Source organism: Pseudonocardia oceani (genome assembly GCF_019263585.2).
GTDB lineage: Bacteria > Actinomycetota > Actinomycetes > Mycobacteriales > Pseudonocardiaceae > Pseudonocardia > Pseudonocardia oceani.
This window is the reverse complement of the sequence record NZ_JADQDF010000001.1, coordinates 4,659,148-4,683,046: the sequence shown is the minus strand read 5'-3', so window position 1 is coordinate 4,683,046 and position 23,899 is coordinate 4,659,148. Positions and strand designations below refer to the sequence as shown.

The following is a 23,899-nucleotide window of genomic DNA, read 5'->3' as shown; positions in this document are numbered from 1 at the left end:
GATGTCCGCAACCGCCGAATTGTCCGGAACCTCTGGCGGTGAGGAGCGCGAGCTGCTCCGAACGACCATGGCGGCGCTGCTGACCCGGCACACCGCCCACGCCCCGGAGGAGCGGGCGGGATCGACCGCGGACCTGTGGGCGCTGCTGGAGGAGTCGGGGATGACCCTCGTCTCCGTTCCGGAGTCCGCGGGCGGATCCGGGGGCGAACTGGGCGATTTCGCTGCGCTCGCGCAGACCTGCGGCTACCACGCTGCCTCGGTCCCGCTGGTGGAGACCACGATGCTCGCCGGGTGGGCATTGGCGGCGGCCGGGCTCACGGTGCCGGTCGGTCCGCTGACCGTCGCGCCGCCCACCGCGACCGCAACCGCCGCGCTGGTGCCCGACGGGACCGGCCTGCGCGTCCACGGCCAGCTGTGCGCGGTCCCCTGGGCCAGGGCTACCCGGCATGTCGTGCTCCTCATTGCCCTACCAGGAGAGCCGAACGGGGTCGTGCTCGCAGTGATCGACCCGCGCGACTGCGTCGTCGAGCACGGCGCGAACCTTGCCGGTGAACCACGCGACACCCTCGTGCTACCCGCCGGCGGAGTCGCCTGCGCGCGGCTGCCCGCCGGCGGTCCGGACCCGTTCGCGCTCACGCTGCGGGGGGCGCTGGGCCGGGCGCTGCTCATTGTCGGTTCGCTGCGGCGAGTGCTCGACCTCACCGTCCGCCACGCGCGGGAGCGCGAGCAGTTCGGCCGGCCGATCAACCGGTTCCAGGCCGTCCAGCAGCAGATCGCCGCGCTCGCGGGCGCCGTCGAGCAGGCGGCGGCCATGGCCGGGCTGGCCGTGGCGGTCCTCGACAGAGGCGACGCCGGCAGCGAGGCCGTGATGGCGGCGAAGATCTGTGCGGCGCAGGCCGCCTCGGTCGCGATCACCGTCGGGCACCAGGTGCACGGTGCGATCGGCTTCACCACCGAACACGAGCTGCACCTGCACACGCGCAGGCTGATGTCGTGGCGGGACGAGTACGGCGACGAGTCCGAGTGGTCCGCGGAGCTGGGCGCGCGGGTCGCGAACGCCGGCCCGGGCGGGCTGTGGAACCTGCTGACCACTCCGCCCCCCGCAGAGGCCCGCCGGTGACAAGTACGCCGATGCTGTCGGGGTGCCTGACCGGGGTGCGGGTGCTCGACCTGAGCTCCTTCCTGCCCGGCCCCTTCTGTACCCAGATCCTGGCCGACCTCGGCGCCACGGTCATCAAGGTCGAGGGACCGCGAGGAGATGCCGCGCGGCAACTGCCCGGCGCCCTCCACGAGGCAGCGAACCGCAACAAGCGCAGCGTCGTGCTCGATCTGAAGACCGACGAGGGGCAGGTGCTGGGTCGCGCCCTCGCCGCTGGGGCCGACGTGTTGGTCGAAGGGTTCCGCCCCGGGGTGGTCGACCGGCTCGGCATGTCCTACCCCGCGTTGCGCGCGGTCAACCCGTCGATCGTCTACTGCTCGGTGTCCGGGTTCGGGCAGACCGGCCCGCTGCGGGCGGCACCCGGTCATGACGTCACCTACCTCGCGGCCAGCGGCATGCTGTCCGTCGCGGGCGGTTGGGACGACCCGCCACCGCACCGGCCCGGGGTGCCGGTCAGCGACCTGGCGGCATCCACCTACGCGGCCATCGCCATCCTCGCCGCGCTGCACCAGCGCCGGGACACCGGCGGCGGGGCCCACTTGGACCTGGCGATCACCGACGCGGCCCTCTCCTTCGCCAGCACCAGGGCCGACCGGTGCCTGGACGATCGCGCCACGGCGACCCAGCACCTGCACCCGTCGAACGACCTGTTCGAGGCCGCGGACGGGGTACGGATCGCGATCGGCGCCGTCGAGGAACACTTCTGGCAGCGGCTCGCCGCCCTGCTCGCCGAGGAGGTCCCGGCGCTCGGCGATCCCCGTTTCGGGTCGGCGGACGGGCGGCGCACGCACGGCGACGACCTCGTCGCGCTGCTGCGGCGCGCGGTGCGCACTCGACCCGCCGCAGACTGGCTCGCCGCGTTCGCGGCGGCCGACGTGCCCGCGCACCAGGTGCTGTCCGTCGGTGAGGCGCGCCGCTCCGCACACGTGCAGGCACGCGGCATCGTCGCGGACAGCGACCGAGGGCGGCACGTCGTGTTCCCCGTGCTGCGCGACGGCACCGTGCGCAGCACGGCGCCCGAACTGGGCGCACACACCGAGCAGGTGCTGGCCGACCTGGTGGCCGGGAGGGAACCGTGGGGACCGTGACGACGCACCATGCAGGTCCCCTCGCCGGGATCAGGGTCGTGGACCTCACATCCACGTTCATGGGTCCGTACTGCACCCTGCTGCTCGCCCAGATGGGCGCCGAGGTGATCAAGGTCGAGCCACCGACCGGGGACGTGGTCCGCTACATCGGCGACGACCGCGGCGTGGGCATGGGCCCGGTGTTCCTCAACGCCAACCGGGGAAAGCGCAGCGTCGCGCTGGACCTCAAGACCCCCGCGGGCCGCGGGGTGCTGCAGCGGCTCGTGACCACCGCCGACGTCTTCGTGCACAACGTCCGGCCCGAGGCGGCGCGCCGGCTGGGCATCGGCTACGCCGAGGTCGCCGCGGTGAACGCGGCCACGGTCTACTGCGCGCTGCGCGGCTACGGCCGTGAGGGCCCGTACCGGGACCGGGCTGCCTACGACGACGTGATCCAGGCGAGCTGCGGGCTGGCCTCGGTCCAGGGCGCCGCCGACGAACCCGCCTACGTGCGCACGCCGGTGGCCGACAAGGCGGTCGGGCTGCTGGCACTGAGCGCGATCAACGCCGCGCTCTTCGCGAGGGAACGCACCGGCCGTGGTCAGGAGATTGAGGTGCCGATGCTCGAGTCGATGGTGACCTTCACGCTTCTGGACCAGCAGGGCGGATACGTCTTCGATCCGCCGCGCGGCGCCGCCGGTTACGCCCGCACGGCCTCGCCCTTCCGCAAGCCCTACCGCACGGCCGACGGTTACCTCAGCGTCATGGTCTACACCGACACCCAGTGGCGAACGTTCTTCGCGCTGGTCGGGCGCCCCGACATGGCCGCCGACCCCCGGTACCGCACGATCACCGAGCGCACCCAGCACATCGACGAGCTCTACCAGCTCGTCGAGAAGGAGCTGCTGGCCCGGCCGAGTGCCGAGTGGCTCGCGGCGCTGAGCAGGGCGGAGATCCCGGCCGCGCCGATCCACTCGGTACCCGATCTCTTCACCGACGACCACCTCGTCGCCGCCGGACTGTTCGAGCGGGTCGAGCACCCCAGCGAGGGGCCCCTGCGGCTGGCCCGGTTCCCTGTCTCGTTCGGCGGGTCCCATCCCGACCGGCCGCGCCCCGCCCCGCGGCTGGGTGAGCACGGTGCCGAGGTGCTCGCCGAGCTCGGGTACGGCCCGGAGGATATCGACGGACTCGTCGCGGCGGGCGCCGTCATCGAGGAGGAGACGTGAAAGAGGTCCATGGTGAGGTCGACGGGCGCGGTGAGGTCGACGGGCGCCGTCAGGTCGAGGTGCTTTGCGAGGTCAGTGCCGGCGTCGCCGTCGTCACCCTCGCCGCGCCGCAGCGCCGCAATGCGCTGACGGTGGAGATGGCCACCGAGCTGGAGGCCGTTTTCGACGAGATCGATGCCAGGCAGGACGTCGGCGCGGTGGTGCTGCGTGGTTCGGGCGGCTCGTTCTGCGCCGGGGCGGACCTCGGGGTGCTGTCCGGCGCCGCCCAGGACCCGTTGGACGACGACGCGCAGCGACACATCGACGCCCTCTACGGATCGTTCCTGCGCGTCGGCCGTTGCCGGGCGGCGTCGATCGCCGCGGTGCGCGGGCCCGCCGTCGGCGCAGGCCTCAACCTGGTGTTGGCCACCGACCTGCGCATCGTCGCGCGAGACGCCCGGCTGATCTCAGGTTTCGGACGCATCGGCGTGCACCCCGGCGGCGGGCACTTCACGCTGCTGAGCCGGGCCGCCGGAAGGGACGCCGCCGCGGGGGTCGGGCTGTTCGGACAGGAGATCGACGGCGAGCGGGCCGCCGCCCTCGGCCTGGCATGGCAGGCTGTCGACGACACCGACGTCGAGGCGACGGCACTCCGGACCGCCGCCCGGCTCGGCGCGGACCCGGCGCTGTCCCGGCGGATGACGGCATCCTTCCGCCGCGAGGCCGGCCCGCCCGCGACGTCGTGGGACGTGGGACTGGAGGTCGAGCGCGGGCCACAGATGTGGTCGTTCCGCAGGCGGGCGAGTACCCCCACCACCTGAGGACAGCCACCGAGGCGAGAGCGACCCAAGGAGGCGTAATGATCCGACCTGTGGACTGCGACGTGCACCACGCCGTCCCGGATCTCTCGGCGCTGTTCCCGTTCCTGGCCGACCGCTGGGTGGACTACTGCGTGGAGAGCGGCGTCGACGGTTTCGATCCCGCGTTCTATCCAGTGGGTATACCGCTGTCGGCCCGGCCAGAGGCCCGGGGCGGCAGTGGCCCGCCCGGATCCGACCCGGACACGGTGCGCGCCCATGTACTCGACGGGCCCGGTGCTGGTCACGCGATCCTGAACTGTCTCTACGCGGTGCAGGCGCTGCACAACGCCGACTGGTCGACCGCACTGGCCGGTGCGCTCAACGACTGGCAGGCAGCGTGCTGGCTGGCCGCCGACCGGCGCTTCCGGGCCTCGGTCGTGGTGTCCCCACACGATCCGCACGCGGCAGCCGACGAGGTCGAGCGGTGCGCCGCAACCTCCGGGTTCGTCCAGGTCCTGCTCCTCGGCTCGTCCCAGGCGCCGCTCGGTCAGCGGTTGCACTGGCCCATCTACGCCGCCGCCGAGGCGGCCGGGCTGCCGGTGGCGATCCACCCCGGGGTCGCCGGGGCCAACCCGCTCTCACCGGTGGGCTGGTCGTCGCACTACGTCGAGGACTACGCGGGCGCGGCACTGACCCTGCAGTCGCAGCTGACGAGCGTCGTGTGCGAGGGCGTCCTCGCCGCGCACCCTGGGCTGCGGGTGGTGCTGCTCGAGAGCGGCGTCACCTGGCTGCCGTCGCTCATATGGCGGCTCGACAAGAACTGGAAAGCGCTTCGCCGGGGAGGTGCCGTGGGTGGACCGGGCGCCCTCGCGGATCATCCGGGAGCATGGGCTGCTCACCGTCGCCCCCTTCGACGCCCCACCGGAGGCCACCCTGGAGTGGACGGAGCGGTTCCTGGCCCAGATGGGCGGCGCCGGGATGCTCCTGCACGCCAGCGACTACCCGCAATGGCACCACGGCGATGGACCTGCCGCCCTGTTGGGGCAGCTGTCCCCCGCCGAGCGCACGCAGGTGCTGAGCGGTAACGCGACCGATCTCTACGGGCTCGACGAGGAGGCACCGTGCGCACCCACGGCCTGATCGACTGCGACGTCCACAACGCGGTGCCGTCCGACGCCGCGCTGCTGCCCTACCTGCCGGCGCGCTGGCGCCGGCACCTCGAGCTGGTGGGGTCGCGGACCTACTCGCCGTTCGCGAAAGGCTACGCCTACCCGAAGGCCGCGAGGTTCGCGAGCAGGCACGACGCCTGGCCGCCCTCGGGCGGACCACCGGGTCGGACCTGGAGTTCATGCGCGCGCAGCTGCTGGATGCATACGGCGTCGACGTCGCAGTGCTCAACTGCCTGTACCGGGCCTCCGAGCAGCGCTACGACGCCTACGGCGCGGCGCTGGCCGCCGCGGTGAATGATTGGCAGGTCGAGCACTGGCTGGAGCGCGACCCACGAGACGGCCGCGCGGGCCGGGCTGCCGGTGGGGATCCATGCAGCGTCCACCACCCCGGGGCCGATCACGGCGGCGGGCTGGCCGTCGTACTACATCGAGGACCACACCTCGCTGTCCGTCGCTTTCCAGGCGCAGATCATCAGCCTGATCTTCGAGGGCGTCCTCGACCGCTTCCCAGCCTTGCAGATCGTGCTGATGGAGGGCGGGTTCGCCTGGGTGCCGGCGCTCATGCACCGCCTCGACGCGCTGCACCACCGGTTGCGCGAAGAGGTCCCCGATCTGCAGCACCCGCCCTCGCACTACCTGCGGCACCGGATCCGCATCACCACCCAGCCGATGGAGGAGCCTGAGCGACCGGGCGACCTCGTCCCGCTCATTCGCGACATCGGGGCCGACGTGCTCATGTTCTCCACCGACTATCCGCACTGCGACTTCGACGACCCGCACCGTGCGTTCCGCGCCCGGGTTCCGGCGGACCTGCACCGGCGGATCATGCACGACAACGCCAGCGCCCAGTACCGGTTCGGGCCGTGAGCGAACCATCGGCACAGCGCGGACGGCGAGTCGCGGTCGCGACGGTCGGTGAGATCCCAGTGGGCGGCCGGAAGATCGTCGAGGTCGATGAAGCGCTCGATCGGGGTGTTCCACCTCGACGACGGCTACGTCGCCCTTCGCAACACCTGCCCGCACCAGGGCGCACCGCTGTGCGAGGGGACGCTCTCCGGTGCGGTCGACTCCCCTGCACCGGGCCAGTACTCCTACGAGCGACGCGGTGAGATCCTGCGCTGCCCGTGGCACCAGTGGGAGTTCGAGGTGCGCACCGGCCGCTCATGGGTCGACCCGGACCGCACGCGAGTGCGCAGCTACCCCGTGACTACGGACGGCGAGAGGATCGTGATCCACCTCTGACCCAGGGCCCGGAACGTCCAGGGGTGGGTCTGAGTCACCGCTGTCGGCCGCGCAGAGCGGGCGACATGGCGCCCGACCTGCTGCAGCGATGCAGAGAAGACGGGCCTGCGGCGGGGGTCGCCGCTACCCTTTTGCCGTGAGCACTTCACATCCGAGCACCGTTCCACCTGCGCTGCTGTCGCTGCGCGGGTCGTCCCGGCTCAGCTCGGTGGTGCACGACCAGATCAAGGAGCGGCTGCTCGAGGGCCGGTACAGCGGGGGCGAGCGGCTGTCCGTCGAGGCGCTCCGCAAGGAGTGGGGCATCAGCAAGCAGCCGGTGATGGAGGCGCTGCGACGGCTGTCAGGCGATGGCCTCGTCGACATCATCCCGCAAGTCGGCTGCCAGGTGACGACCTACAGCCCGCGCGAGGTCGAGGACTTCTTCGTGATGTTCGGCGGCTTCGAGGGCACCATCTCGGGCATCGCCGCGCTGCGCCGCACCGACGCCCAGCTCGCTGAGCTGGACCGGTCGTCCGAGAAGATCGGCCGGCTGTGCGAAGCGATCGACCCGGTGGAGCGCTCGCACGGCTACCGGGTGCTCAACCGACGCTTCCACACCACCATCCACGCGATGGCGCACTCGCGCGTGATGGCCGAGACCAGTGCCCGGATGTGGGACCTGAGCGACTTCCTGATCAACACCACCGGCCGCCAGCAGCCGCTCAGCAGCGCGCTCGAGCAGCGGCACGACGACCACGAGCGCATCCGCGCCGCGCTGCACGCCGGCGACCAGCAGGCCGCGCGCCGCGAGATGGAGCAGCACATCGTCGAGATCGTCGGTTCGGTGATCCATTTCGAGCAGCAGAGGTCCGAATCCTGACTCCAGGGGGCACGGCCCCAAGGGGTGGCAGCGAGCCCGCGCACCCCCACGATCGTCGTGGTCGGGGGCAGCGGCCGGCACACCATCAGGTGAAGCGACTACTCACTGACCGCGACTGAGCCAAAGCGCACGGGTGGCTGCGCCGGAGCGCCGGCCCCGGTCGGCACTGATCCGCGGTACCCGCACCCGTGGCCCCCGCGGATCCCAAGACTCCACTCGCCGGTGTGGCGCCGCCGCAGCACGGCGGCAACCCCTCAGCGTGCCTCGGTGAGGAACTCGAGCACCATCGAGTTGAACGTGTCGGCCTGCTCCCACTACGGCCAGTGGCCCGCGTCCTTGATGACCTCGAAACGGGCTGCGGGCATCCGCTCGGCCATCGCCAGCCCGGCGGCGGCCGGACCGGACGGGTCGTCGCTGGTCCAGATCACGAGCACCGGACCGGTGACTGCCGCGAGCTCGGCGTCGGTGAGAAGGTTGCGCCTGCGGATCTCGGGGTCCTGCAGGCACAGCAGGGCGCGCATCGAGGTGGCGAACCCGGGCTGGGCATAGATCGCGCGGCGGATGTCGACGAGCTCGTCAGTGACCGACGCGGGGTCGGCCATCAACCACTCCAGCTTGGTCCGGATCCGCTCCGGACTCGGGTCGTCCGCGGCGGTCTGGCTCAGGGTGCGGATGCGCTCCATCACCTCGGGGGTCGCCATCGTGCCGCCGGGCGTGTTCAACACGACCCGGCCCGTCCGCTCGGGGAACTCGGCGGCGAACTTCGCCGCGACCCAACCCCCCAGGGACTCGCCCGAGAGGTGCGCCCGTTCGACGCCGAGGGCGTCGAGAAGCCCCCGCAGGTGTGCGACGTAGTCGGGCAGCTCCAGGTCGGCGTCGGCCAAGGTGGTCCAGCCGTGACCCGGGTAGTCGTAGGCGATCACGCGAAAGTGCTGGGCGAACGCCGCGATGTTGCGGGCGTAGGCCTCCAGGTGCCCGCTGGTTCCGGCCATGAGCACCAGCGGCTCGCCCCGACCGGCCTCCAACACGCGGGTGCGCCAGTCCCCCACCACGACGTTGCGCACCGAGTACTCGGTCCCGGACATGTCCAGCCAGATACTCATTTCGTCTCCATTCGCGCAGTCGTGATGCCGAAACCGGCAATCCACTCGGGGATCGCCTCGTAGAAGGTGGACTCGACGGTGTAGGCCCTGCGCCGCGAGTGCGGCGTACGCGGCGATCCAGGTGCGCACCTCATGCGAGGAGTGTCCGGCCTGCTCGACGCACCACTCGTTGGTCCACGCGTCGACCCGCTCGAGCTCGCCGGAGCTGATGATGTGCAGGAACTCGGCGTCCCAGTCAGGGTTGAGCGGCCGCAGGCCGGACGTGCCCTCGACGAAGGCGCCGGCGGCTGCGATCACGCGGGACTCGCGGGCCGACCGGGCCTCCGGGTGGGGTTGCGCCCGGCGATGAGCCCGGCCGCGACCTCGGGCGGTGCCCCGTCCAGCCGCGGGACGGGAGGGTCGTGGGACAGCCCGCCCGAGCCGACGAGCAGGACCTGCGGTCCCACGTCGCGGCGGCCCGGCCGATCGCGTCGCCCAGCAGTCGGGCGCGGCTCGCCGGACCGAGCGGCTCGGCGACGCAGTTGACGAACACCGGCACCACCGGGACGGTGTCGATTGCACCGAAGAGCAGTTGCAGCGGCTGGCAGAAGCCGTGGTCGACGTGCATCCGCTCGGAGACGGCGACGTCCAGCCCGGCGCCGAGGACGGCACGGGCCAGCTCACGAGCGGCCTCACGATCCACCAGGAGCGGACCGGCTGGCAGCCCGTAGTCCCCCACCGAGGTGGCGGCAGCGCCGATGCAGAACGGCGGCATCATGTCGTAGAAGAAGCCGTTGTAGTGATCCGGCCCGAAGATGATCACCAGCTCCGGGTCGAGCGATCCGACGAACGCCCGAGCCGAGTCCAGGGCATCGCCGACCCGGTCCAGCACGTCCTGCGCAGGCTTCGCACGATCCATCAACGGGGAGTGCGACGCGGTCACCACAGCAAGGGACATGTCTCGTCCTTCTCTCCGTCAGGCCTGGGCCGGGTCGCCGGACCCACCGGGGCCCGTCCGCGCCGCGGCAGTACTTGGCCACGTCCGCGCCGATCGGACCGCCGAAGTCGGCCGCCGACGGCATCATCAGCAGGCCGCCCGCACCCAGGGTCTGCAGCACCTCCACCAGCTTCGGGTACTGCTGGGCCAGCAGCACCCGCAGCGTCTGCAGCGAGCCGAACCGTGGGCGGACCGCGCCCGACTCGTGCGTACGGTCACGAGACTCTCCTGGCCTACTAGAATGCCAGTTTGGCACATAAAGAGTAGATGTCGACATTCGCGTGGCACCCGTTTACCGGGCGCTGTCCAGCAGATGGAACCGGCGACGGAAGTACACGGCCGGCAATTCCTCGCCGACGCGGGTGTTCTCCACCCTGCCGAGCAGGATGGTGTGGTCGCCGCCGGGATGGCGGGCGTACGTGGTGCAGTCGAGGGTGACGCAGGCGCGCGGCAGCACCGGCAGACCGCGCTCATCGGCGACGAAGCCCGCGTCGGCGAATTTGTCGGCGCCGCGGGTGGCGAACCGGAGGGCGAGTTCGGCGTGCTCCGGATGGATGACGTGCACGATCCAGCGCTGGGCGCGGCCGAAGACGGGGTGGCACTCCGCACCACCGGCCAGGCAGACCAGCACCAGCGGCGGGTCCATCGACACCGAGCAGAACGAGGTGGCCGTGAACCCCCACCAGCGGCCGTCCTCGTCGGTGGTGGTGACGATGGTGACCCCGCTGGGGAAGGAGGCCATCGCGTCGCGGAACAGCTGGGCCTGGTCGGAGGCCTGCGCCTGATCAGTCACGACGCCGACTCCGCGGGGAGATGCACGTCGGCGGTCACGACACCTCGCTCCCGCCCGCGGGGGGCTGGAGGGCCCCGCCGAGCTGGTGGTCCATCCGGATGCGTTTGGCGGTCAGGTAGGAGATGTTGTCCGGGTTCGGCGTGATCACGATGGACTCGCGGGTGGCGACGCGCACCCCGTGCCCGGCCAGGCCGCGGTACTTGGCCGGGTTGTTGGTCATCAGCCGGATCTCCCGAACGCCGAGGTCCCGCAGGATCTGGGCCCCGATGCCGTACTCGCGGCTGTCCACGGGCAGTCCCTGGGCGAGGTTTGCGTCGACGGTGTCCAGGCCCGCGTCCTGCAGGTTGTAGGCGCGCAGCTTGTGAGACAGCCCGATCCCGCGGCCCTCGTGCCCGCGCAGGTACACGACCACGCCGCGGCCGGCCTCGCCGATCCTCGTCATGGCCACCGCGAGCTGTTCGCCGCAATCGCAGCGCCGGGAGGCGAACACATCACCGGTCAGGCATTCGGAGTGCACCCTGACCAGGACCGGAGCGGACTCCGCACTGCCCGGTTCGGCACCGGCCTGGTTCACCTCGCCGAGCACGAGCGCGACGTGCTCGCAGTCGTCGGCCGGCGATCGGTAGGTGATGGCGGTGAACGGACCGTGCTCGCTCGGCACCCGCCCCGAGGCGTCGCGGCGGACCAGGGACTCGGTCCGGCGGCGGTAGCGGACGATGTCGGCCACCGCGATCGTGACCAGCCCGTGCTCGGCGGCAAACCGCGCCAACTGGGGACGTCGGGCCATGGTCCCGTCGTCGTTGGTGACCTCCGCGAGCACCCCGGCCGGATCGAGCCCGGCCAGCCGGCAGAGGTCCACGGCGCTCTCGGTGTGCCCCGCGCGGCGCAGCACCCCACCCTCACGGGCGATCAGCGGGAAGACGTGCCCGGGCCGGGTCAGGTCCTCGGGCTGCGTGCGGTCCCCGGCCAGCGCCTGCACGGTCGCTGCCCGGTCGGCGGCCGAGACACCGGTGCTGGTGCCCACCCTCAAGTCGACCGACACCGTGAACGCGGTGCCGCGAGGATCGTCGCTGTTGGTCACCATGAGCGGCAGCCGCAACTGTTCGGCGCGCTTCTCGGTGATCCCCACGCACAACAGCCCGCTGGTGTGCCGGATCATGAAGGCCATCGCCTCGGGCGTGGCCAGCTCAGCCGCCATGATGAGGTCGCCCTCGTTCTCCCGGTCCTCGTCGTCGACGACCAGGATCATCCGGCCGCGCCGCAGCTCCGCCAGAGCTGCCTCGACCGCCTGTGCCGACCGGTCGGGGCCGGTGGCGAGACCCTCGTCATATCTCATCGTTCGATGGTAGGAGCCGGTGTGAGCCGCAAGTGTCCGAGTTCCGGACACCTATCGCCCGCTCAGAAGACCGTGTCCCCAGATCGATCCCGGCAGCCTGCAACTCGCGGTACAGGGTCGAGCGCGAGATGCCGAGCAGGGCGGCCGCATACTTCTCGTCGCCCGCGATCTCGGCGAGGGCGTCGAGAATGGCGTGCACCTCGGCCCGTTCGAACCGGAACAGGGTGAGCGCCGGCCCGGCGCACCTGCGCCATCCCTGGCGTCGTACCCTTCGGCGCAGCGGCGGGCCTTCGCAGGAGGACCGATCGGAGCTCGCGCACCTTGCCGGATCACGACATCCGCATCAGCAGCTGCACGACCTCGGCGCAACCCCCCGCACCCCGGCAGCAGCCGGACCTGCTCGGTCTCGAGATCGGGCAGCACGGTCTCCTCCGGAGGCGCTGCAGGTGACCGTCGTACTGCAGCGCCAACCGCGGGTCACGGCAGCACCGAGGATGGCCGTCACCGTCTCGGCAGACATGAACCGTGCGAGCAGCGCGTGTTCGCGAGTGCTGCTCGAAAGCCGGCCCTCCTGACCTGCGCGTAGCTCCGGGCTCAGACTTCGGTGGCGAGCAGTTCACCGAGGTTGCGATCGATCTGCGGCATGTAGGTCGGTGCGACCCCGAAGAGGCCGAGGTGGCCCAGCACGTCCTCGATGACGCGCAGTTCGCTGCCCGCGATCTGCTCCTGCTCGGCTCTGCAGTCGCGCACCGGAAAGAACATGTCCTCGTCGATCGGCATCACGAACGTCCTGGCGGTGATTCGGCGCAGTGCGGCAGGCAGGTCGCCGCCGGTGTGACGGCTGACGTCGCCGTGCTGCCACTTCCAGGCCATGGAGAGCAGGTCGTTGGGGTCCATCACGGTGAAGTACGGCTCGAGGAATCCCTGCAGGAATGCCTCCTTCGAGTCGAAGTCGAGCGCCCGCCACACCTCCTGCTTCCAGAACTCCGTGGAGAAGCCCATGACCGCCCAGATGTGCGCGTGCCGAGTGAGCCCGTCGACGACGTCGGCGTTGGACTCGTACTCGCCGCCCGCCCAGCCGGGATCGGACCGGATCTGCTCGCTGAGCGCCTCCGTGTAGAGGAAATCGTGCGGGGTGTTCTGCGCAGTTCCGGCGATCGGCGCAGCGCGCAGCACCTTGTCGGGGAACCGCACCGCCCACTCGTAGGTCTGCTGCGCGCCCATCGACCCGCCGACGACGAGCTGCAGCAGTTCGATTCCGAAGTGCTCGCGCAGCAGCCGCTCCTGCGCCACGACATCGTCGCCGATGTGCACCTTCGGGAAGTTCGACATCGCCAGCTCGGCGTTCCGACCGTCGGCATTGTGCGGCGCGACCGACAGGCCGTTACCGATCTGGTTGATCGCCACGATGAAGTACCGCTCCGGGTTCAGCGCATGATTCGACCCGACGTAGACGTCGCGCCAGATCTGGTGCGTGCCGGAGTACCACGTGGTGATCAGGATTGCGTTGTCCTTGGCTTCGTTCAGCTCGCCCCAGGTGGTGACCGCCAGCCGACAGTCGGGGATCGAGCCGCCGTCCTCGAGGTCCAGCCGCCCGATGCTGACGATGTCGTAGTCGCCGTGGAACTCGGAGGTGTAGAACGGGTTGTCGATCATGCTGTCGCTTCCTGCCTGCTCGCGTCGAAGGTGAAGCTCAGGTTGGGCATGCACACCCGCGGCTCGCCGAGGATGTCGGCGCCCATGTACTGCGTGTCGGCGGTCTCGAACTGCGTGGGACCCGCGGACAACGAGGTCATCGCGGCCGTCGCCGAGGAGCTGACGTCGTCGTCCGCCCACACGGTCGGCCCGGGCCGGCCGGAGCCGGTCCCGGGCCGGAGCCGCCACGGTCAGGAGATGGTGAAGCCGGCGAAGTCGTTCTCCTTCGACTCGGCGAACTTCTGCCGGTACTGCGGCAGGCCCCCCGGGTAGTTCAGACTCTGCAGCGGCTTGCCTGGGATGTTCGCCCCCATGTACCAGGACTTGGCCTTGGGGAACAGGGTCGGCTCGACCAGCCCGGAGACGTGCTCGCTCCACTGCCTGTCGGCCTCGGGCGTCGACTCGATCCGCTTGCCACCGCCGGAGAGCAGGTGGTGGAGTGTTTCGACGATCATCTCGCCCTGGATCTCGGCGCAGGTCGGGCCGTTGCAGAAACCGGACGGGCTCTGCGGGCCGTAGATGAACAGCAGGTTCGGGAAGTTCGCGGTGGCGATTCCGAGGTGGGCATCCACACCGTTGCTCCACTGGTCGCGCAGCAGGGATCCGTCGGTGCCTCGGAGGTCGAGCTGGGTCAGTCCGCCCGAGACGGAGTCGAAGCCCGTCGCGAGCACGATGATGTCGAACTCGTGCTCGACACCGTCGCGGGTCTTGATGCCCTTCTCGGTGATGGCATCGATCGGGTTCGCGCTGATCTCGATGAGGTGGACGTTGTCCTGGTTGTAGGCCTCGTAGTAGTTCTGTTCCAGCGACGGCCGCTTGACCCCGAACGGGTGCAGCTGCTGGGTCGGCGCGAGCTTCTCGGCCAGTCCGGGGTCGTTGATCCGGGCACGCACCTTGTCCCGCCAGAACGCGTAGGCGTAGTCGTTCGACTCTTGCACGAACAGCGTGTCCTGGTAGGTGGCGAGCCAGAAGCGGAAGCCGCCTTTTCGCCAGAGCTCCTCGTAGCCCGCGTTGCGCTCCTCTTCGGAGATCTCGACGGCGTTCTGCGGGATGAAGTCGTAGTCGAAGCCGGCGAAGGTGTCGCCTCGGGTGTCGAAGCGGTCCGGCAGGCCCCTCTTGATTTCCGCTTGGTCGTCCGGTGCCAGCCGGCGCTGGCCCATCGGCAGCGCCAGGTTCGGTGTCCGCTGGAACACGGTCAGGTCGACCGATTCCCTGGCGGCCTCCTGGATGACTTGCACACCGCTGGCGCCGGTGCCGATCACCGCGACCCGCTTGCCGGTGAAGTCGACGCCGTCCTGCGGCCACAGGGCGGTGTGGTGGCAGATGCCGCGGAACGAGTCGAGGCCCGGCAGCGAAGGAATGTAGGGCTTGGAGGCGAATCCCAGGCAGGGCACGAGGTATTTGCAGCGGGTCGTCGAGCCGTCGGCGGTGCGCACGACCCACTGGTTGCGCTCGGTGTCGAAGTCCGCGCCGGTGACGCGGGTGTCGAAGCGGATGTCCTTGCTGAGGCCGAGCTTGCGATCCAGGTACTGGAAGTACTCCCGGACCTCGCTCCAACCCGGGTACAGCGAGTTGTACTCCCACTCCTTCCACAGATCCTTGTAGGCAAGCTGGTAGATCGGTCCCTCGGTGTCCACCCGGGCACCGGGGTAGCAGTTCCAGTACCAGATGCCGCCCATCTCCTGGCCGGCCTCATAGATCTTCACGGAGTATCCGAGGTCGCGCAGTCGGTCGAGCTGGTAGATGCCGGCGAATCCGGCTCCGATCACGAGAACGTCCAGTTCCTCGACGGCGGTGTCGGCTGTGGTGGTCATGGTGCAGGTGCTCCCTTGCATCGAGGTGGCCGTGAACTCACCGGAACGCGGCGCAATGGTGGGCGGAGGACGGTCCGGAGATGCGTTGAGATGGGTGCATCGGCCGTTCAGGGCGTGCCGGCGTGTGGGACGTCCACGGTCGTCTTGACCAGGCGTCCCAGCCGCGTGCTCGTGCGTTCGGTCTCGTCGAAGTTCGGCGCGACGCACAGGTAGAGGTCGCGGCCGTCATCGCCGCCGAGCATGCAGGCGAAGACGCCCTCGTCGCCGGTGCTGATCTCGTCGAGGATCTCTCCGCCCTCAGCGACCCGCACGCACCGCTGGTAGATGGCGTCGGCTATCCAGATCGCGCCCTCGGCGTCGAGGCAGTTGCCGTCCGGGCCGACGGACGAGGCCGCCACCAGGTCGTTGACGTTGTCGGTGTCAGGCATCGGGCCGAAGTTCGCCCAGTCCCGGCGTGGGCCGAGCGTGCCGTCGTCGTGGATGTCGAAGGCCGAGACCCGGTTGCCGAACGTCTCATCGACGATCATGGTCCTGCCGTCCGGCGTGATGACCGTGCCGTTGGGGAACATCAGGTCCTCGGCGGCGACGGTGACGGTGCCGTCCGGGTCGACGCGGGTGATGTTCGTGGTCCGGAACGGTGCTCCGCCCATCAGGTCGAACCCGAAGTCACCCACGTAGGCGCGTCCCTGGGAGTCGACGACCATGTCGTTGATGTGACCGCCGGTCGTGGCGGACAGGTCGGCGTGCTCGACCAGGTTGCCGTTCTCCAGGCGCATGAGCTTGCGATCGCGCATGGAGACCACGAGCAGCGTGCCGTCCGGCAGCCAGCCGAGCCCGGACGGTTGCTGGGGCACGGTCGCGATGAGCTCGGTCTTGCCGTCCGGGCTGACCGCGACGACCTGGTGGGAGTAGAAGTCTGACATCCACAGCCGGCCGTCGTGCCAGCGCGGCCCTTCCAGGTAGGTGTACCCGTCGACGACGGGGGTGAGTTTTCGGTCGGTCACGGTCGACGCCCTTTCCTCGAAATGGACACGGGTGGAGTCTGCGGAACCGTGACCGTGGGCAATGTCCGAATTCGCTACAGCGCGTTGACACGGTTTGCGGCGGTGTAGCGAAGTCGGACAGTGCCGAGACACTTGCCCTGCTTGACTTCGCGGTCAGCGCTCGACGTCGTCGCCCTCGTCAACGGTGAGGAGGTTCTGTGAACCGCGACCTGTGTGCCGAACGCGAGCGCATGCTCGACGGGCCCCTCACGAGCGAGGACGGCCGTCCGGCGTCGTTCCGAGACGAGATCGTCTCCTCGTGGCGCCGGTGCAAGCTCGTCGGCGTCGCCCACGCCGGAGAGGACGTCCCCTACCAGCCGAACTTCGAACGGCCAAACCGGCTGCTCCGGGCCGCGGGTCCAGTGATCGACAGGCTGGCCGAACAACTCCTGGGCAGCCCGGTCTCGATCCTGCTCGCCGACTCCGACGCCCAGATCATCGACCGGCGCCCGGGCAGCCCGAAGCTTGCTCAGGCGCTGGACAGGGCCATGGTCGCACCGGGATTTCACTACGCCGAGGAGTACACCGGCACCAACGGGGTTGGCAGCGCCCTGGAGGAGCGCCGACCTTTCGTCGTGTCCGGACCGGAGCACTTCCGGGACAACCTGCAGCAGTTCACCTGCATCGGTTCCCCGTTGCGGCACCCCATCACCGGGTCGACCGAAGGCGTCCTCGACGTCACCTGTCGGGTCGACGAGACCCAGGAGCTGTTGAAGCCGCTGGTGCTCGCCGCCGTCCGGGAGATCGAGTCCCGGATCTACGCCGACGCGTCGCGTCGCGAGCAGATGCTGCTCGACCACTTCCTGCGCGCCGGCCGCCGGTCGAGCACGGCGGTGGTGACCCTCAACGAGGACGTGGTCATCGCGAACACCGCCGCGTCCGGTCTGCTTGACCTGTCCGACCAGGCCATGCTCTGGGAGTGGGCCTGCCGGCTCCTCGGCAATCGCGACGAGTGCAACGGTGAGGTCCGACTCGCGCACGACGTCGTCGTCCTGGCACGAGCGACCCGGGTCGGCGAACCCGGTGCCACGGCCGGCGTCGTCGTCGAGATGCGGCCCCGGCCCCGGGCCCCCAGCCCGCCTGCAGCTGTGGGACCGCGCACCCGGCGCGACCCGGGCGACAACGCGCACGGGCAACTCGCCGGGCGCAGCATCGCGACCGCACGCCTGCGCGAGGACGTCGACGCCGCGATCGCGGCCGGCGGGCCGTTGCTGGTCTGCGGCGAGGTGGGCACCGGGAAGCTGTTCGTCGCCACCCACCTGTATCGGCGACGGGCCGATGGCGAACCCCTCACGGTGCTCGACGCCCGGGCCTCCCACGACGATCCCGTCGCGTGGATGGGGCGGCTCACCAGCAGCGTCACCAGCGGCGCCACGGTCGTCCTGCGGCACCTCGACGAACTCGTCCCCCGTCTGGCCGCGCGCGTGGCAGGGGTTGTCGAGCAAGCAGCCCCGACTCGTCTGCTCGCCACGGGGCGCGCACGGGGCGGGCACGACGAGGCGAGCCGGGTGCTGGACCACTTCCCCATCTCGATCACCGTTGCGCCGTTGCGCTACCGCGCAGAGGACATCGCCGACCTCGTCCCCGCGCTCCTCGCCCCCGACGCCCCAGGCCGACCCACCCCGCGGTTGCAGCCGGGCACGCTACGCACGCTCACATCGCTCGACTGGCCGGGCAACGTGCGCGAGCTCAGGGCCGTCCTCACCACGGCCGCGGTCCGCTCACTGGGCTCGGACATCGCCCACGAGCACCTGCCGCCCGAGTACCGTTCGCCCCGCAGCCGCTCCGGTTGCACGTCGTTGCAGAGAGCGGAACGCGACATCGTGATCGAGGCACTCGCCGAGGCACGGGGCAACAAGCAAGCCGCCGCAGAGCGGCTGGGCATCGCCCGTTCGACCCTGTACCGCAAGATGCGCCTGCTCGGGATCGACAAGAATCGACTTCCCATCAATCAATGACGACCGGGACCCAGGCGCGCCGCACCGACCCAACTCCAGGATGCCCCGTCGAGATCGAAGAGCCCGTCAACCTGGCCGCGCACCGCACTCCGAGGGAGTGTCAGAAGAACGGTGTAACCGGTCGTGATGGCTAGCTTCCGTTGCTGGGAACGATACGTCCGGCGAAGGTGATCGCGAAGGCGTTCAGCGCCGGCTTCCACCGCATCGCCCACCGTGCCCGACCCTTCCCGGTCGGGTCGAGCGAGCGGGTAACCAAGTAGAGGCACTTGAGCGCCGCCTGTTCGGTCGGGAAGTGCCCGCGGGCCTTGACCGCGCGCCGGTAGCGGGCGTTGAGCGACTCGATCGCATTCGTGGAGCAGATGACCTTCCGGATCTCGACGTCGTAGTCCAGGAACGGCACGAACTCCGACCACGCTGAGCGCCACAACGCCACGATCGCCGGATACTGCCCACCCCATGTCGCCGCGAACTCGGCGAAGCGCGCCTCGGCGGCCTGTTCAGTCGGCGCGGTGTAGACCGGGCGCAGATCCTTCGCCAGCTGCTCCCAGTAGCGGCGAGAGGCGTAGCGGAAGGTGTTGCGGATCAGGTGCAGCACACAGGCCTGGACCACGGCTTGGGGCCACACGGTGGTGATCGACTCGGGGAGGCCTTTCAACCCGTCGCAGACCACGATGCACGCGTCGGTCACGCCGCGATTCTTGATCTCGGTCAGGACGTGGAGCCAGTACTTCGCACCTTCCCCGCCGTCGCCGGCCCAGATCCCGAGGATGTCACGGTGCCCGTCCACGGTCACCCCGATGACCACGTAGAACGGGCGGTTGGTGACCTGACCATCCCGGACCTTGATGTGGATAGCGTCCACGAACAACACCGGGTAGACCGCGTCCAGCGGGCGCTGCGCCCATTCGCCCATCTCGTCGAGAACCTTGTCGGTGATCCGCGAGATCGTGTCCTTGGAGACCTTGGCGCCGTAGACCTCGTCGAAATGCGCCGCCACCTCGCCGGTCGTGAGCCCCCGCGCGGTCAGCGACAGCACGATCTCGTCGATGCCGTCCAGGCGGCGTTGGCGCTTGCGCACGATGACCGGGTCGAAGCTGGCGTCCCGATCCCGGGGAACCTCGATCTGCACCGGCCCGATCTCGGTGAGCACCGTCTTGATCCGGGCCCCGTTGCGGGAGTTGCCGCTGTCGCGACCGGTCGGGTCGTGGCGGTCATAGCCCAGGTGCTCGGTCATCTCCGCCTCCAAGGCGGTCTCGAGCACCGTCTTGGTCAACCCGGTCAGCAGACCGCCCGGGCCGACGAGCTCCACCCCCTCGGCCCGGGCCGCTTCCACCAACTGCTGGGCGAGCTGCTGCTGATCAATCCGATCCGGCACAGCCCCGATCGTCTCGGTCATTGCTGGTCCTTTCCCCGAGCTGCGCTCGGCGTGTCGGACCAGTTACACCGTTCGTCGGACAGTCCCCACTCCGACCGATGACGCCGCGACCCCGGTTGTGAGATCCAAAATCGGGCCTTTCGTGGAGTGCGTGAAATCGCACGCGATGCGGTGCCGGATCGAGCAGCACGTCGCCGGGGACGACGACGTCGTCGAAGACCACCTCGTTGACGTTGTGCCCGCCGTCGAGTATCCGGATCGGGTTGATCGTGATGCCTCGTGTCGACAGACCGAGAAGCAGCTGGGTCAATCGCTGATGCCTGCCGCGCGAGACCTCGCCCGGCGGGTCGGTACGCACCAGCGTGATCGAGTAGTGGCTGATGTGTGCGTTCGACGTCCACACCTCGGCCCCGTCGACCACCCAGTCACCGGAGGCGTTGCGGGTGGCCCTGGTACGGATCGAGGCAGGATCGGAGCCGCAGTCGGACTCACTCGTCCCGATCACGAAGAAGCACTCCCCCCGAGGCGGTGCGCGGCAGGATCGACGTGCGTTGCTCCTCGGTGCCACATCGCAGCAGATTCGGACCGGATTGCCGGTCCGCGACCCAGTGGGCCGCGTGAACCGGCACGTACTGCTCGGGGCACGTCATGCCCAGTCAGCCGCGGTCGCCGAGCATCCTGCAAAACACCGGGTCCAAGCCGGAGCGCCATGTGTCGACGCGGGTCGTGAAGCTTCCAGCGGCGAGCTCGGCAGCCAGGAACTCGCGCACCTCCACGTGTACCCGTTCAGCGGCCTCGGAGAGCTGCGCGGGCGCGGGCGTCAAGAGAGACGTGCTGGCCACTTCGACACACTCCCCAGCTCCCGGTTCTCCATGATGCTGACCGGGGAACCGGTGCCGGACTGGGATTCGACGAAAGGTCGATCACTGCTCACGTGGCGTCTGGCGGAGCAGGTGCCCGTCCGTGCGCCTGGCGGACAACACCTGCGCTCGGCGGCGCGACCCGCGAATCGAGGCCTCCCGACGGCGCGCCGACGTTCTGCCGAACACGACGGACGACCTCGGTCGGGTCGACGAACGGCGACGGCCCCGGCCAGACCCGCTCCGTGATGCGCACCTCCACGACCCCGGGCTGCGTGATCGAACTGAGCACGGTGCGCAAGTCCTCGACGGAGCCTGCCGAGGCGCCCGCCAGCCCGTCGAGTGCGTCGCCGACCTCGGCCAGCCGCAGCGCGGGCGCGACCGGCTGACCGCCGGTGATCGTGTACGCGCCGTCGGCGAGCACCACGACGACCAGGTTCGGTGGTCGGCAGGCCGCTACCGACCAGAGCGTGCTGGCCCCCATCAGGCACTCGCCGTCGCCGAGGAGGGCGACGACCTGCCGCTCCGGGACGGCCTCGGCCAGGCCGAGCGCAGCGGCCAGGGCGGAGCCCATGGCTGCACCGAAGTAGAAGTGCGGGCCGTCCTCGGTGACCAGTCTGGTGGCTGACGTGGCCGTGCCCAGGGACGGGACGATGATCGCATCAGGGAAGACCTCGGCGACCGTCCGCGTCGCCTCAACGACGTTCACGGCCACCACCGAGCTCCGGCTCGAGGAGCATCGCCGCGCACTCCTGGGCACCGAAGGCGAGCTCGAGCACACCGTCGCTCACTGTGGCGGCGTCCTCGGCCCGGTGCAGCGGGAAGCACTGGACCCCCAGCGCACCGAGCAACGACCTGGTCGCCCTGCCGATCGGCACCTGCGCCGGGTTAGCCTCCGCGAGCGTCCCACGCATGGAAACGACCAGCGGCAGTCCGAGGCGGTAGGGCACGGCGAGCGAGCCCAGCGCGTTCAGCGCGTTGCCGACGCCGGAACTCTGCATCAGCACCATCGGATACCGCCCGGCGATCCGCTGCCCGGCCGCGTAGGCAACGCACTCCTCCTCGCGAGCCAGCGACCGCAGCAGGACACCGCGTCCGGCGAGCCCGACCAGAACGCCCTCGATCCGCGAGTCCGGCACGAAGGCGGCGACGTCCACGCCGCCTGCGACGAACCGATCCGCGATGGTGATCTGCCAGTCGAGCCCGGAGGGCACGCGTACCCCCCACGGCTCGGCGACGCCGGAATGGGTCACGATGACAACCTCGGGACGGGCGACGCAGCCCACGGTATCGTGGTCCTGGTCGGGCCGACCAGGACCTGCTTCTTGGCGCACGTCGGGCACCGTCGGTTGCTACCGCCGATGTTCTCGCCGGATACGGACCCTTCCGGATCAGCGGGAGGGAAGTATCGGCCACGGCAGCGCGGCGCCGGAGGGCGGGCCATCCGGGGATATCGCCATCGGCACACGTGTTCCAGCGGCCGATCGTCCTCCCGCCGTTGGGCTGCCGGTTTCACGCGTCCGCGTCGTCGAGGCGGAAGCCGACCTTCATGGTGGGGACTGCCCGCGGGAGTGGCTCAAGAGAGGTCTGCGCTGCCCGAGGTTGGACTGCCCTCCTTGCCGAACCACGGACTGGATTCGGTGTTGAGGAGGATGTGCATGTCGAGCACGATCGTGCTGGATGAGCTGGTGGTGGTCATCGCGTCGATCCACACAAGGCCTCGTGGACCGCTGCCGCAGTGAGTTCGGCGCTGGCCCCGCTGGCCACGATCACCGTGCAGGTCGGTCCGCATGGCTACCGGCAACTGCGCCGGTTCGCCGACCGCTGGTCCACGGTGATGTGGGCGATCGAGGGTGCCAGCGGACCGGGCGGGCCGTTGGTCACTCGGCTGGCCAGCGACGGGATCGAGGCGGTGGACGTGCCGGCCAAGCTCGCAGCCCGGGTTCGGATGCTGTCCACCGGGCACGGCCGCAAGAACGACAACGCCGACGCGATCTCGGTCGGGGTCGCTGCGCTGACCGCGTCCGGGCTGCGCAGCGCCGCGGTCGACGACGCCATCGTGGCGCTGCGGGCGTTGATCGAGCATCGCGATGACATCGTGCGCAACCGCACCCAGATGATCAACCGGTTGCACGTTCTGCTCGCGCGGCTCCTGCCCGGCGGAGCGACCGGGCGGCTCACCGCCGATGCCGCAGCCACGTTGCTGCGCGGCGTGCGTCCCCGAGCCACTGGCGCTCGGACCCTGCGCCGACTGGCGGTCGACCTGGTCGCGGAGATCCGTCATCTGGACCGGCGCATCGCAGCCCGGGACAACGACATCACCTCAGCGGTCGATGAGGCCGGCTGCACGCTGTCCGAGCTGCGTGGCATCGGCACGCAGCTGGCCGCCAAGATCCTGTCCCGGGTCGGCGACGTTCACCGCTTCCGCTCGGCCGCGGCGTTCGCCACGTTCAACGGTACAGCGCCACTCGAGGTGTCCTCCGGGAGCACGGTCCGGCACCGACTCTCCCGGGCCGGGGACCGCCAGCTCAACTGCTGCCTGCACATCATGGCCATCACCCAGCTCCGCCGCGATTGCGAGGGACGCCGCTACTACCTGCGCAAACGCGCTGAGGGCAAGGGTCACAAGGAGGCCCTGCGCTGCCTGAAGAGGCGGTTGTCGGACCTGGTCTACCGCCAACTCCTCGCCGACGCCCGGCGCAGGAGCGCGACGAGCCCGGGAGGACATACGGGGGCGACTACGAAGTCCAGCGCGGCCGGTTCAACCCATACCGCCGGCTCTTCGGACAAGTCACTTCCCGGGCCCGTCACCGACGAGCTTATCGCTCCTGGAAGATCAACTTGACCAGAGAGGTGCCGAGGAGTTCCGGCGCAACGCCGCGAAGCTCGCACTCGACGGTGGCCGCTCGATCCGAGAGGTCGCCCGCGAGCTCGGGGTGAACCACGAGACCCTGCGGAACTGGGTCGAGGCGTTGCGCCGGGAACGCCGCGACGGGCCGGCCGCGGTCAGCGGCGAGGAACGCGCCGAACTGGCCCGGCTGCGCCGCCGGGTCGCGGAGCTGGAGCTGGAGAAGGAGGTCCTGCGAAAAGCCGCGGTCTTCTTCGCCCGGGAGACAGACCGGTGACCCGAGAAGCGATCTACGGGTTCATCGCCGCGGAGAAGACCACCTACCCCGTCCGTCTCCTGTGCCGGGTCCTGCAGGTCAGCGCCTCAGCGTTCTACGACTGGATCGGTCGGGGCAGCCCCGCTGTCTTCGACACCGACCTCGACGACGCCCACGCCGCGAACAAGCTGCACGACGCGTGGTCGCAGCATCGCCGCACCTACGGTGCCCGCCGGTTGACTGCCGAGATCCGCGACCGTGACCAGCACGGCCGGACCTGGAACCGCAAGAAGGTCGCCCGGCTCACTCGCCTCGAACCCTGTATGTACTGGTAGAGGCTG

The 23,899-nt window shown here is 70.1% G+C and carries 25 protein-coding genes and 2 pseudogenes; 13 read left to right on the top strand and 14 right to left on the bottom strand.

From position 1 onward, the window contains the following. Position 1 precedes the first annotated feature (1 nt). From I4I82_RS23500 to I4I82_RS23465, 9 genes and pseudogenes are all read left to right on the top strand, one after another. Positions 2-1,120 (top strand): acyl-CoA dehydrogenase family protein, encoded by a 1,119-nt coding sequence (locus tag I4I82_RS23500; protein WP_218589136.1) that lies wholly within the window; start codon positions 2-4, stop codon positions 1,118-1,120. Between the two features lie 35 nt (positions 1,121-1,155). Further along, a complete protein-coding gene (locus I4I82_RS23495; RefSeq protein WP_267461581.1) occupies positions 1,156-2,247 on the top strand; it encodes a CaiB/BaiF CoA transferase family protein in 1,092 nt (363 codons plus the stop codon). After that, positions 2,235-3,452, top strand: a complete 1,218-nt coding sequence (locus tag I4I82_RS23490; protein WP_308112822.1) for a CaiB/BaiF CoA transferase family protein — start codon at positions 2,235-2,237, stop codon at positions 3,450-3,452. The genes I4I82_RS23495 and I4I82_RS23490 overlap by 13 nt, the downstream gene beginning before the upstream one ends. After that, complete coding sequence (locus I4I82_RS23485) at positions 3,449-4,252, top strand: enoyl-CoA hydratase-related protein (RefSeq protein ID WP_226370218.1); 804 nt, start codon at positions 3,449-3,451, stop codon at positions 4,250-4,252. The genes I4I82_RS23490 and I4I82_RS23485 overlap by 4 nt, the downstream gene beginning before the upstream one ends. 38 nt (positions 4,253-4,290) lie before the next feature. Continuing rightward, a pseudogene (locus tag I4I82_RS35060) lies at positions 4,291-5,043 on the top strand (amidohydrolase family protein); the annotation flags it as partial. 40 nt (positions 5,044-5,083) lie between these two features. Further along, the gene (locus I4I82_RS34510) at positions 5,084-5,371 is read left to right on the top strand and encodes an amidohydrolase family protein (protein WP_372451401.1); all 288 of its coding nucleotides are present in this window, start codon (positions 5,084-5,086) and stop codon (positions 5,369-5,371) included. Between the two features lie 323 nt (positions 5,372-5,694). Continuing rightward, positions 5,695-6,267 (top strand): amidohydrolase family protein, encoded by a 573-nt coding sequence (locus I4I82_RS23475; protein ID WP_225920660.1) that lies wholly within the window; start codon positions 5,695-5,697, stop codon positions 6,265-6,267. Positions 6,268-6,354: 87 nt separating this feature from the next. Continuing rightward, positions 6,355-6,642 (top strand): Rieske (2Fe-2S) protein, encoded by a 288-nt coding sequence (locus tag I4I82_RS23470; protein ID WP_218589141.1) that lies wholly within the window; start codon positions 6,355-6,357, stop codon positions 6,640-6,642. 88 nt (positions 6,643-6,730) lie between these two features. Continuing rightward, positions 6,731-7,501 carry a GntR family transcriptional regulator gene (locus I4I82_RS23465; protein ID WP_225920659.1) on the top strand — a complete coding sequence of 257 codons (771 nt, stop codon included), beginning with the start codon at positions 6,731-6,733 and terminating at the stop codon, positions 7,499-7,501. 314 nt (positions 7,502-7,815) lie between these two features. On the opposite strand, the gene I4I82_RS23460 is transcribed toward I4I82_RS23465, so the two are convergent. The 9 genes and pseudogenes from I4I82_RS23460 to I4I82_RS23420 form a co-directional block, all read right to left on the bottom strand. Next, positions 7,816-8,604: an alpha/beta fold hydrolase gene (locus I4I82_RS23460; RefSeq protein ID WP_218589143.1), complete on the bottom strand. Its 789-nt coding sequence runs from the start codon at positions 8,602-8,604 to the stop codon at positions 7,816-7,818. A gap of 235 nt (positions 8,605-8,839) precedes the next feature. Continuing rightward, positions 8,840-9,541 carry a DODA-type extradiol aromatic ring-opening family dioxygenase gene (locus I4I82_RS23455; protein ID WP_225920658.1) on the bottom strand — a complete coding sequence of 234 codons (702 nt, stop codon included), beginning with the start codon at positions 9,539-9,541 and terminating at the stop codon, positions 8,840-8,842. A gap of 67 nt (positions 9,542-9,608) precedes the next feature. Continuing rightward, a pseudogene (locus tag I4I82_RS23450) lies at positions 9,609-9,857 on the bottom strand (4-hydroxyphenylacetate 3-hydroxylase C-terminal domain-containing protein); the annotation flags it as partial. Positions 9,858-9,872: 15 nt separating this feature from the next. Continuing rightward, on the bottom strand, positions 9,873-10,373 hold the full coding sequence (locus I4I82_RS23445; RefSeq protein ID WP_226370216.1) for a flavin reductase family protein: 501 nt from the start codon (positions 10,371-10,373) through the stop codon (positions 9,873-9,875). A gap of 34 nt (positions 10,374-10,407) precedes the next feature. Beyond that, positions 10,408-11,709: a bifunctional 3,4-dihydroxy-2-butanone-4-phosphate synthase/GTP cyclohydrolase II gene (locus I4I82_RS23440; protein ID WP_218589144.1), complete on the bottom strand. Its 1,302-nt coding sequence runs from the start codon at positions 11,707-11,709 to the stop codon at positions 10,408-10,410. Further along, positions 11,699-11,908, bottom strand: coding sequence for a helix-turn-helix domain-containing protein (locus tag I4I82_RS35055; protein ID WP_218589145.1), 210 nt, complete (start codon positions 11,906-11,908; stop codon positions 11,699-11,701). Before I4I82_RS35055 ends, I4I82_RS23440 begins: the two co-directional genes overlap by 11 nt. A 395-nt stretch (positions 11,909-12,303) precedes the next feature. Then, positions 12,304-13,593, bottom strand: a complete 1,290-nt coding sequence (locus I4I82_RS23430; RefSeq protein WP_226370215.1) for an alpha/beta fold hydrolase — start codon at positions 13,591-13,593, stop codon at positions 12,304-12,306. A gap of 2 nt (positions 13,594-13,595) precedes the next feature. Beyond that, complete coding sequence (locus I4I82_RS23425; RefSeq protein ID WP_218589146.1) at positions 13,596-15,218, bottom strand: flavin-containing monooxygenase; 1,623 nt, start codon at positions 15,216-15,218, stop codon at positions 13,596-13,598. 107 nt (positions 15,219-15,325) lie between these two features. After that, entirely contained in the window at positions 15,326-16,222 is an 897-nt protein-coding gene (locus I4I82_RS23420) for an SMP-30/gluconolactonase/LRE family protein (protein ID WP_226370214.1), read from the bottom strand. Between the two features lie 197 nt (positions 16,223-16,419). Here I4I82_RS23420 and I4I82_RS23415 point away from each other — a divergent pair, with 197 nt between their 5' ends. Next, a complete protein-coding gene (locus I4I82_RS23415) occupies positions 16,420-18,219 on the top strand; it encodes a sigma-54-dependent Fis family transcriptional regulator (RefSeq protein WP_218589147.1) in 1,800 nt (599 codons plus the stop codon). 130 nt (positions 18,220-18,349) lie between these two features. Here I4I82_RS23415 and I4I82_RS23410 read toward each other — a convergent pair whose 3' ends face one another. The 5 genes from I4I82_RS23410 to I4I82_RS23390 form a co-directional block, all read right to left on the bottom strand. Further along, positions 18,350-19,615, bottom strand: a complete 1,266-nt coding sequence (locus I4I82_RS23410; RefSeq protein ID WP_218592822.1) for an IS256 family transposase — start codon at positions 19,613-19,615, stop codon at positions 18,350-18,352. Further along, positions 19,578-20,099, bottom strand: a complete 522-nt coding sequence (locus I4I82_RS23405; protein WP_218596013.1) for an acyl-CoA dehydrogenase family protein — start codon at positions 20,097-20,099, stop codon at positions 19,578-19,580. The genes I4I82_RS23410 and I4I82_RS23405 overlap by 38 nt, the downstream gene beginning before the upstream one ends. A 425-nt stretch (positions 20,100-20,524) precedes the next feature. Beyond that, positions 20,525-21,163 carry a thiamine pyrophosphate-dependent enzyme gene (locus I4I82_RS23400; RefSeq protein WP_218589149.1) on the bottom strand — a complete coding sequence of 213 codons (639 nt, stop codon included), beginning with the start codon at positions 21,161-21,163 and terminating at the stop codon, positions 20,525-20,527. Further along, positions 21,150-21,797, bottom strand: a complete 648-nt coding sequence (locus tag I4I82_RS23395) for a thiamine pyrophosphate-binding protein (RefSeq protein ID WP_218589150.1) — start codon at positions 21,795-21,797, stop codon at positions 21,150-21,152. The genes I4I82_RS23400 and I4I82_RS23395 overlap by 14 nt, the downstream gene beginning before the upstream one ends. A gap of 233 nt (positions 21,798-22,030) precedes the next feature. Then, on the bottom strand, positions 22,031-22,168 hold the full coding sequence (locus I4I82_RS23390; protein WP_226370213.1) for a hypothetical protein: 138 nt from the start codon (positions 22,166-22,168) through the stop codon (positions 22,031-22,033). A gap of 24 nt (positions 22,169-22,192) precedes the next feature. On the opposite strand from I4I82_RS23390, the gene I4I82_RS23385 reads away from it, so the two are divergent. From I4I82_RS23385 to I4I82_RS23375, 3 genes are read left to right on the top strand one after another with little or no spacing between them, the layout of a single operon-like run. Continuing rightward, positions 22,193-23,299, top strand: a complete 1,107-nt coding sequence (locus I4I82_RS23385) for an IS110 family RNA-guided transposase (RefSeq protein WP_218589151.1) — start codon at positions 22,193-22,195, stop codon at positions 23,297-23,299. Next, entirely contained in the window at positions 23,181-23,579 is a 399-nt protein-coding gene (locus I4I82_RS23380) for a transposase (protein WP_218589172.1), read from the top strand. The genes I4I82_RS23385 and I4I82_RS23380 overlap by 119 nt, the downstream gene beginning before the upstream one ends. Further along, a complete protein-coding gene (locus I4I82_RS23375; RefSeq protein ID WP_218589152.1) occupies positions 23,576-23,893 on the top strand; it encodes an IS3 family transposase in 318 nt (105 codons plus the stop codon). Before I4I82_RS23380 ends, I4I82_RS23375 begins: the two co-directional genes overlap by 4 nt. Positions 23,894-23,899 lie beyond the last annotated feature (6 nt).

Coding starts and splice junctions, on each gene's coding strand:
- I4I82_RS23455 (WP_225920658.1), bottom strand. CDS start 9,541: ATGTCCCTTGCTGTGGTGACCGCGTCGCACTCCCCGTTGATGGATCGT.
- I4I82_RS23425 (WP_218589146.1), bottom strand. CDS start 15,218: ATGACCACCACAGCCGACACCGCCGTCGAGGAACTGGACGTTCTCGTG.
- I4I82_RS23440 (WP_218589144.1), bottom strand. CDS start 11,709: ATGAGATATGACGAGGGTCTCGCCACCGGCCCCGACCGGTCGGCACAG.
- I4I82_RS23470 (WP_218589141.1), top strand. CDS start 6,355: ATGAAGCGCTCGATCGGGGTGTTCCACCTCGACGACGGCTACGTCGCC.
- I4I82_RS23465 (WP_225920659.1), top strand. CDS start 6,731: ATGCAGAGAAGACGGGCCTGCGGCGGGGGTCGCCGCTACCCTTTTGCC.
- I4I82_RS23475 (WP_225920660.1), top strand. CDS start 5,695: ATGATTGGCAGGTCGAGCACTGGCTGGAGCGCGACCCACGAGACGGCC.
- I4I82_RS23500 (WP_218589136.1), top strand. CDS start 2: ATGTCCGCAACCGCCGAATTGTCCGGAACCTCTGGCGGTGAGGAGCGC.
- I4I82_RS23410 (WP_218592822.1), bottom strand. CDS start 19,615: ATGACCGAGACGATCGGGGCTGTGCCGGATCGGATTGATCAGCAGCAG.
- I4I82_RS23460 (WP_218589143.1), bottom strand. CDS start 8,604: ATGAGTATCTGGCTGGACATGTCCGGGACCGAGTACTCGGTGCGCAAC.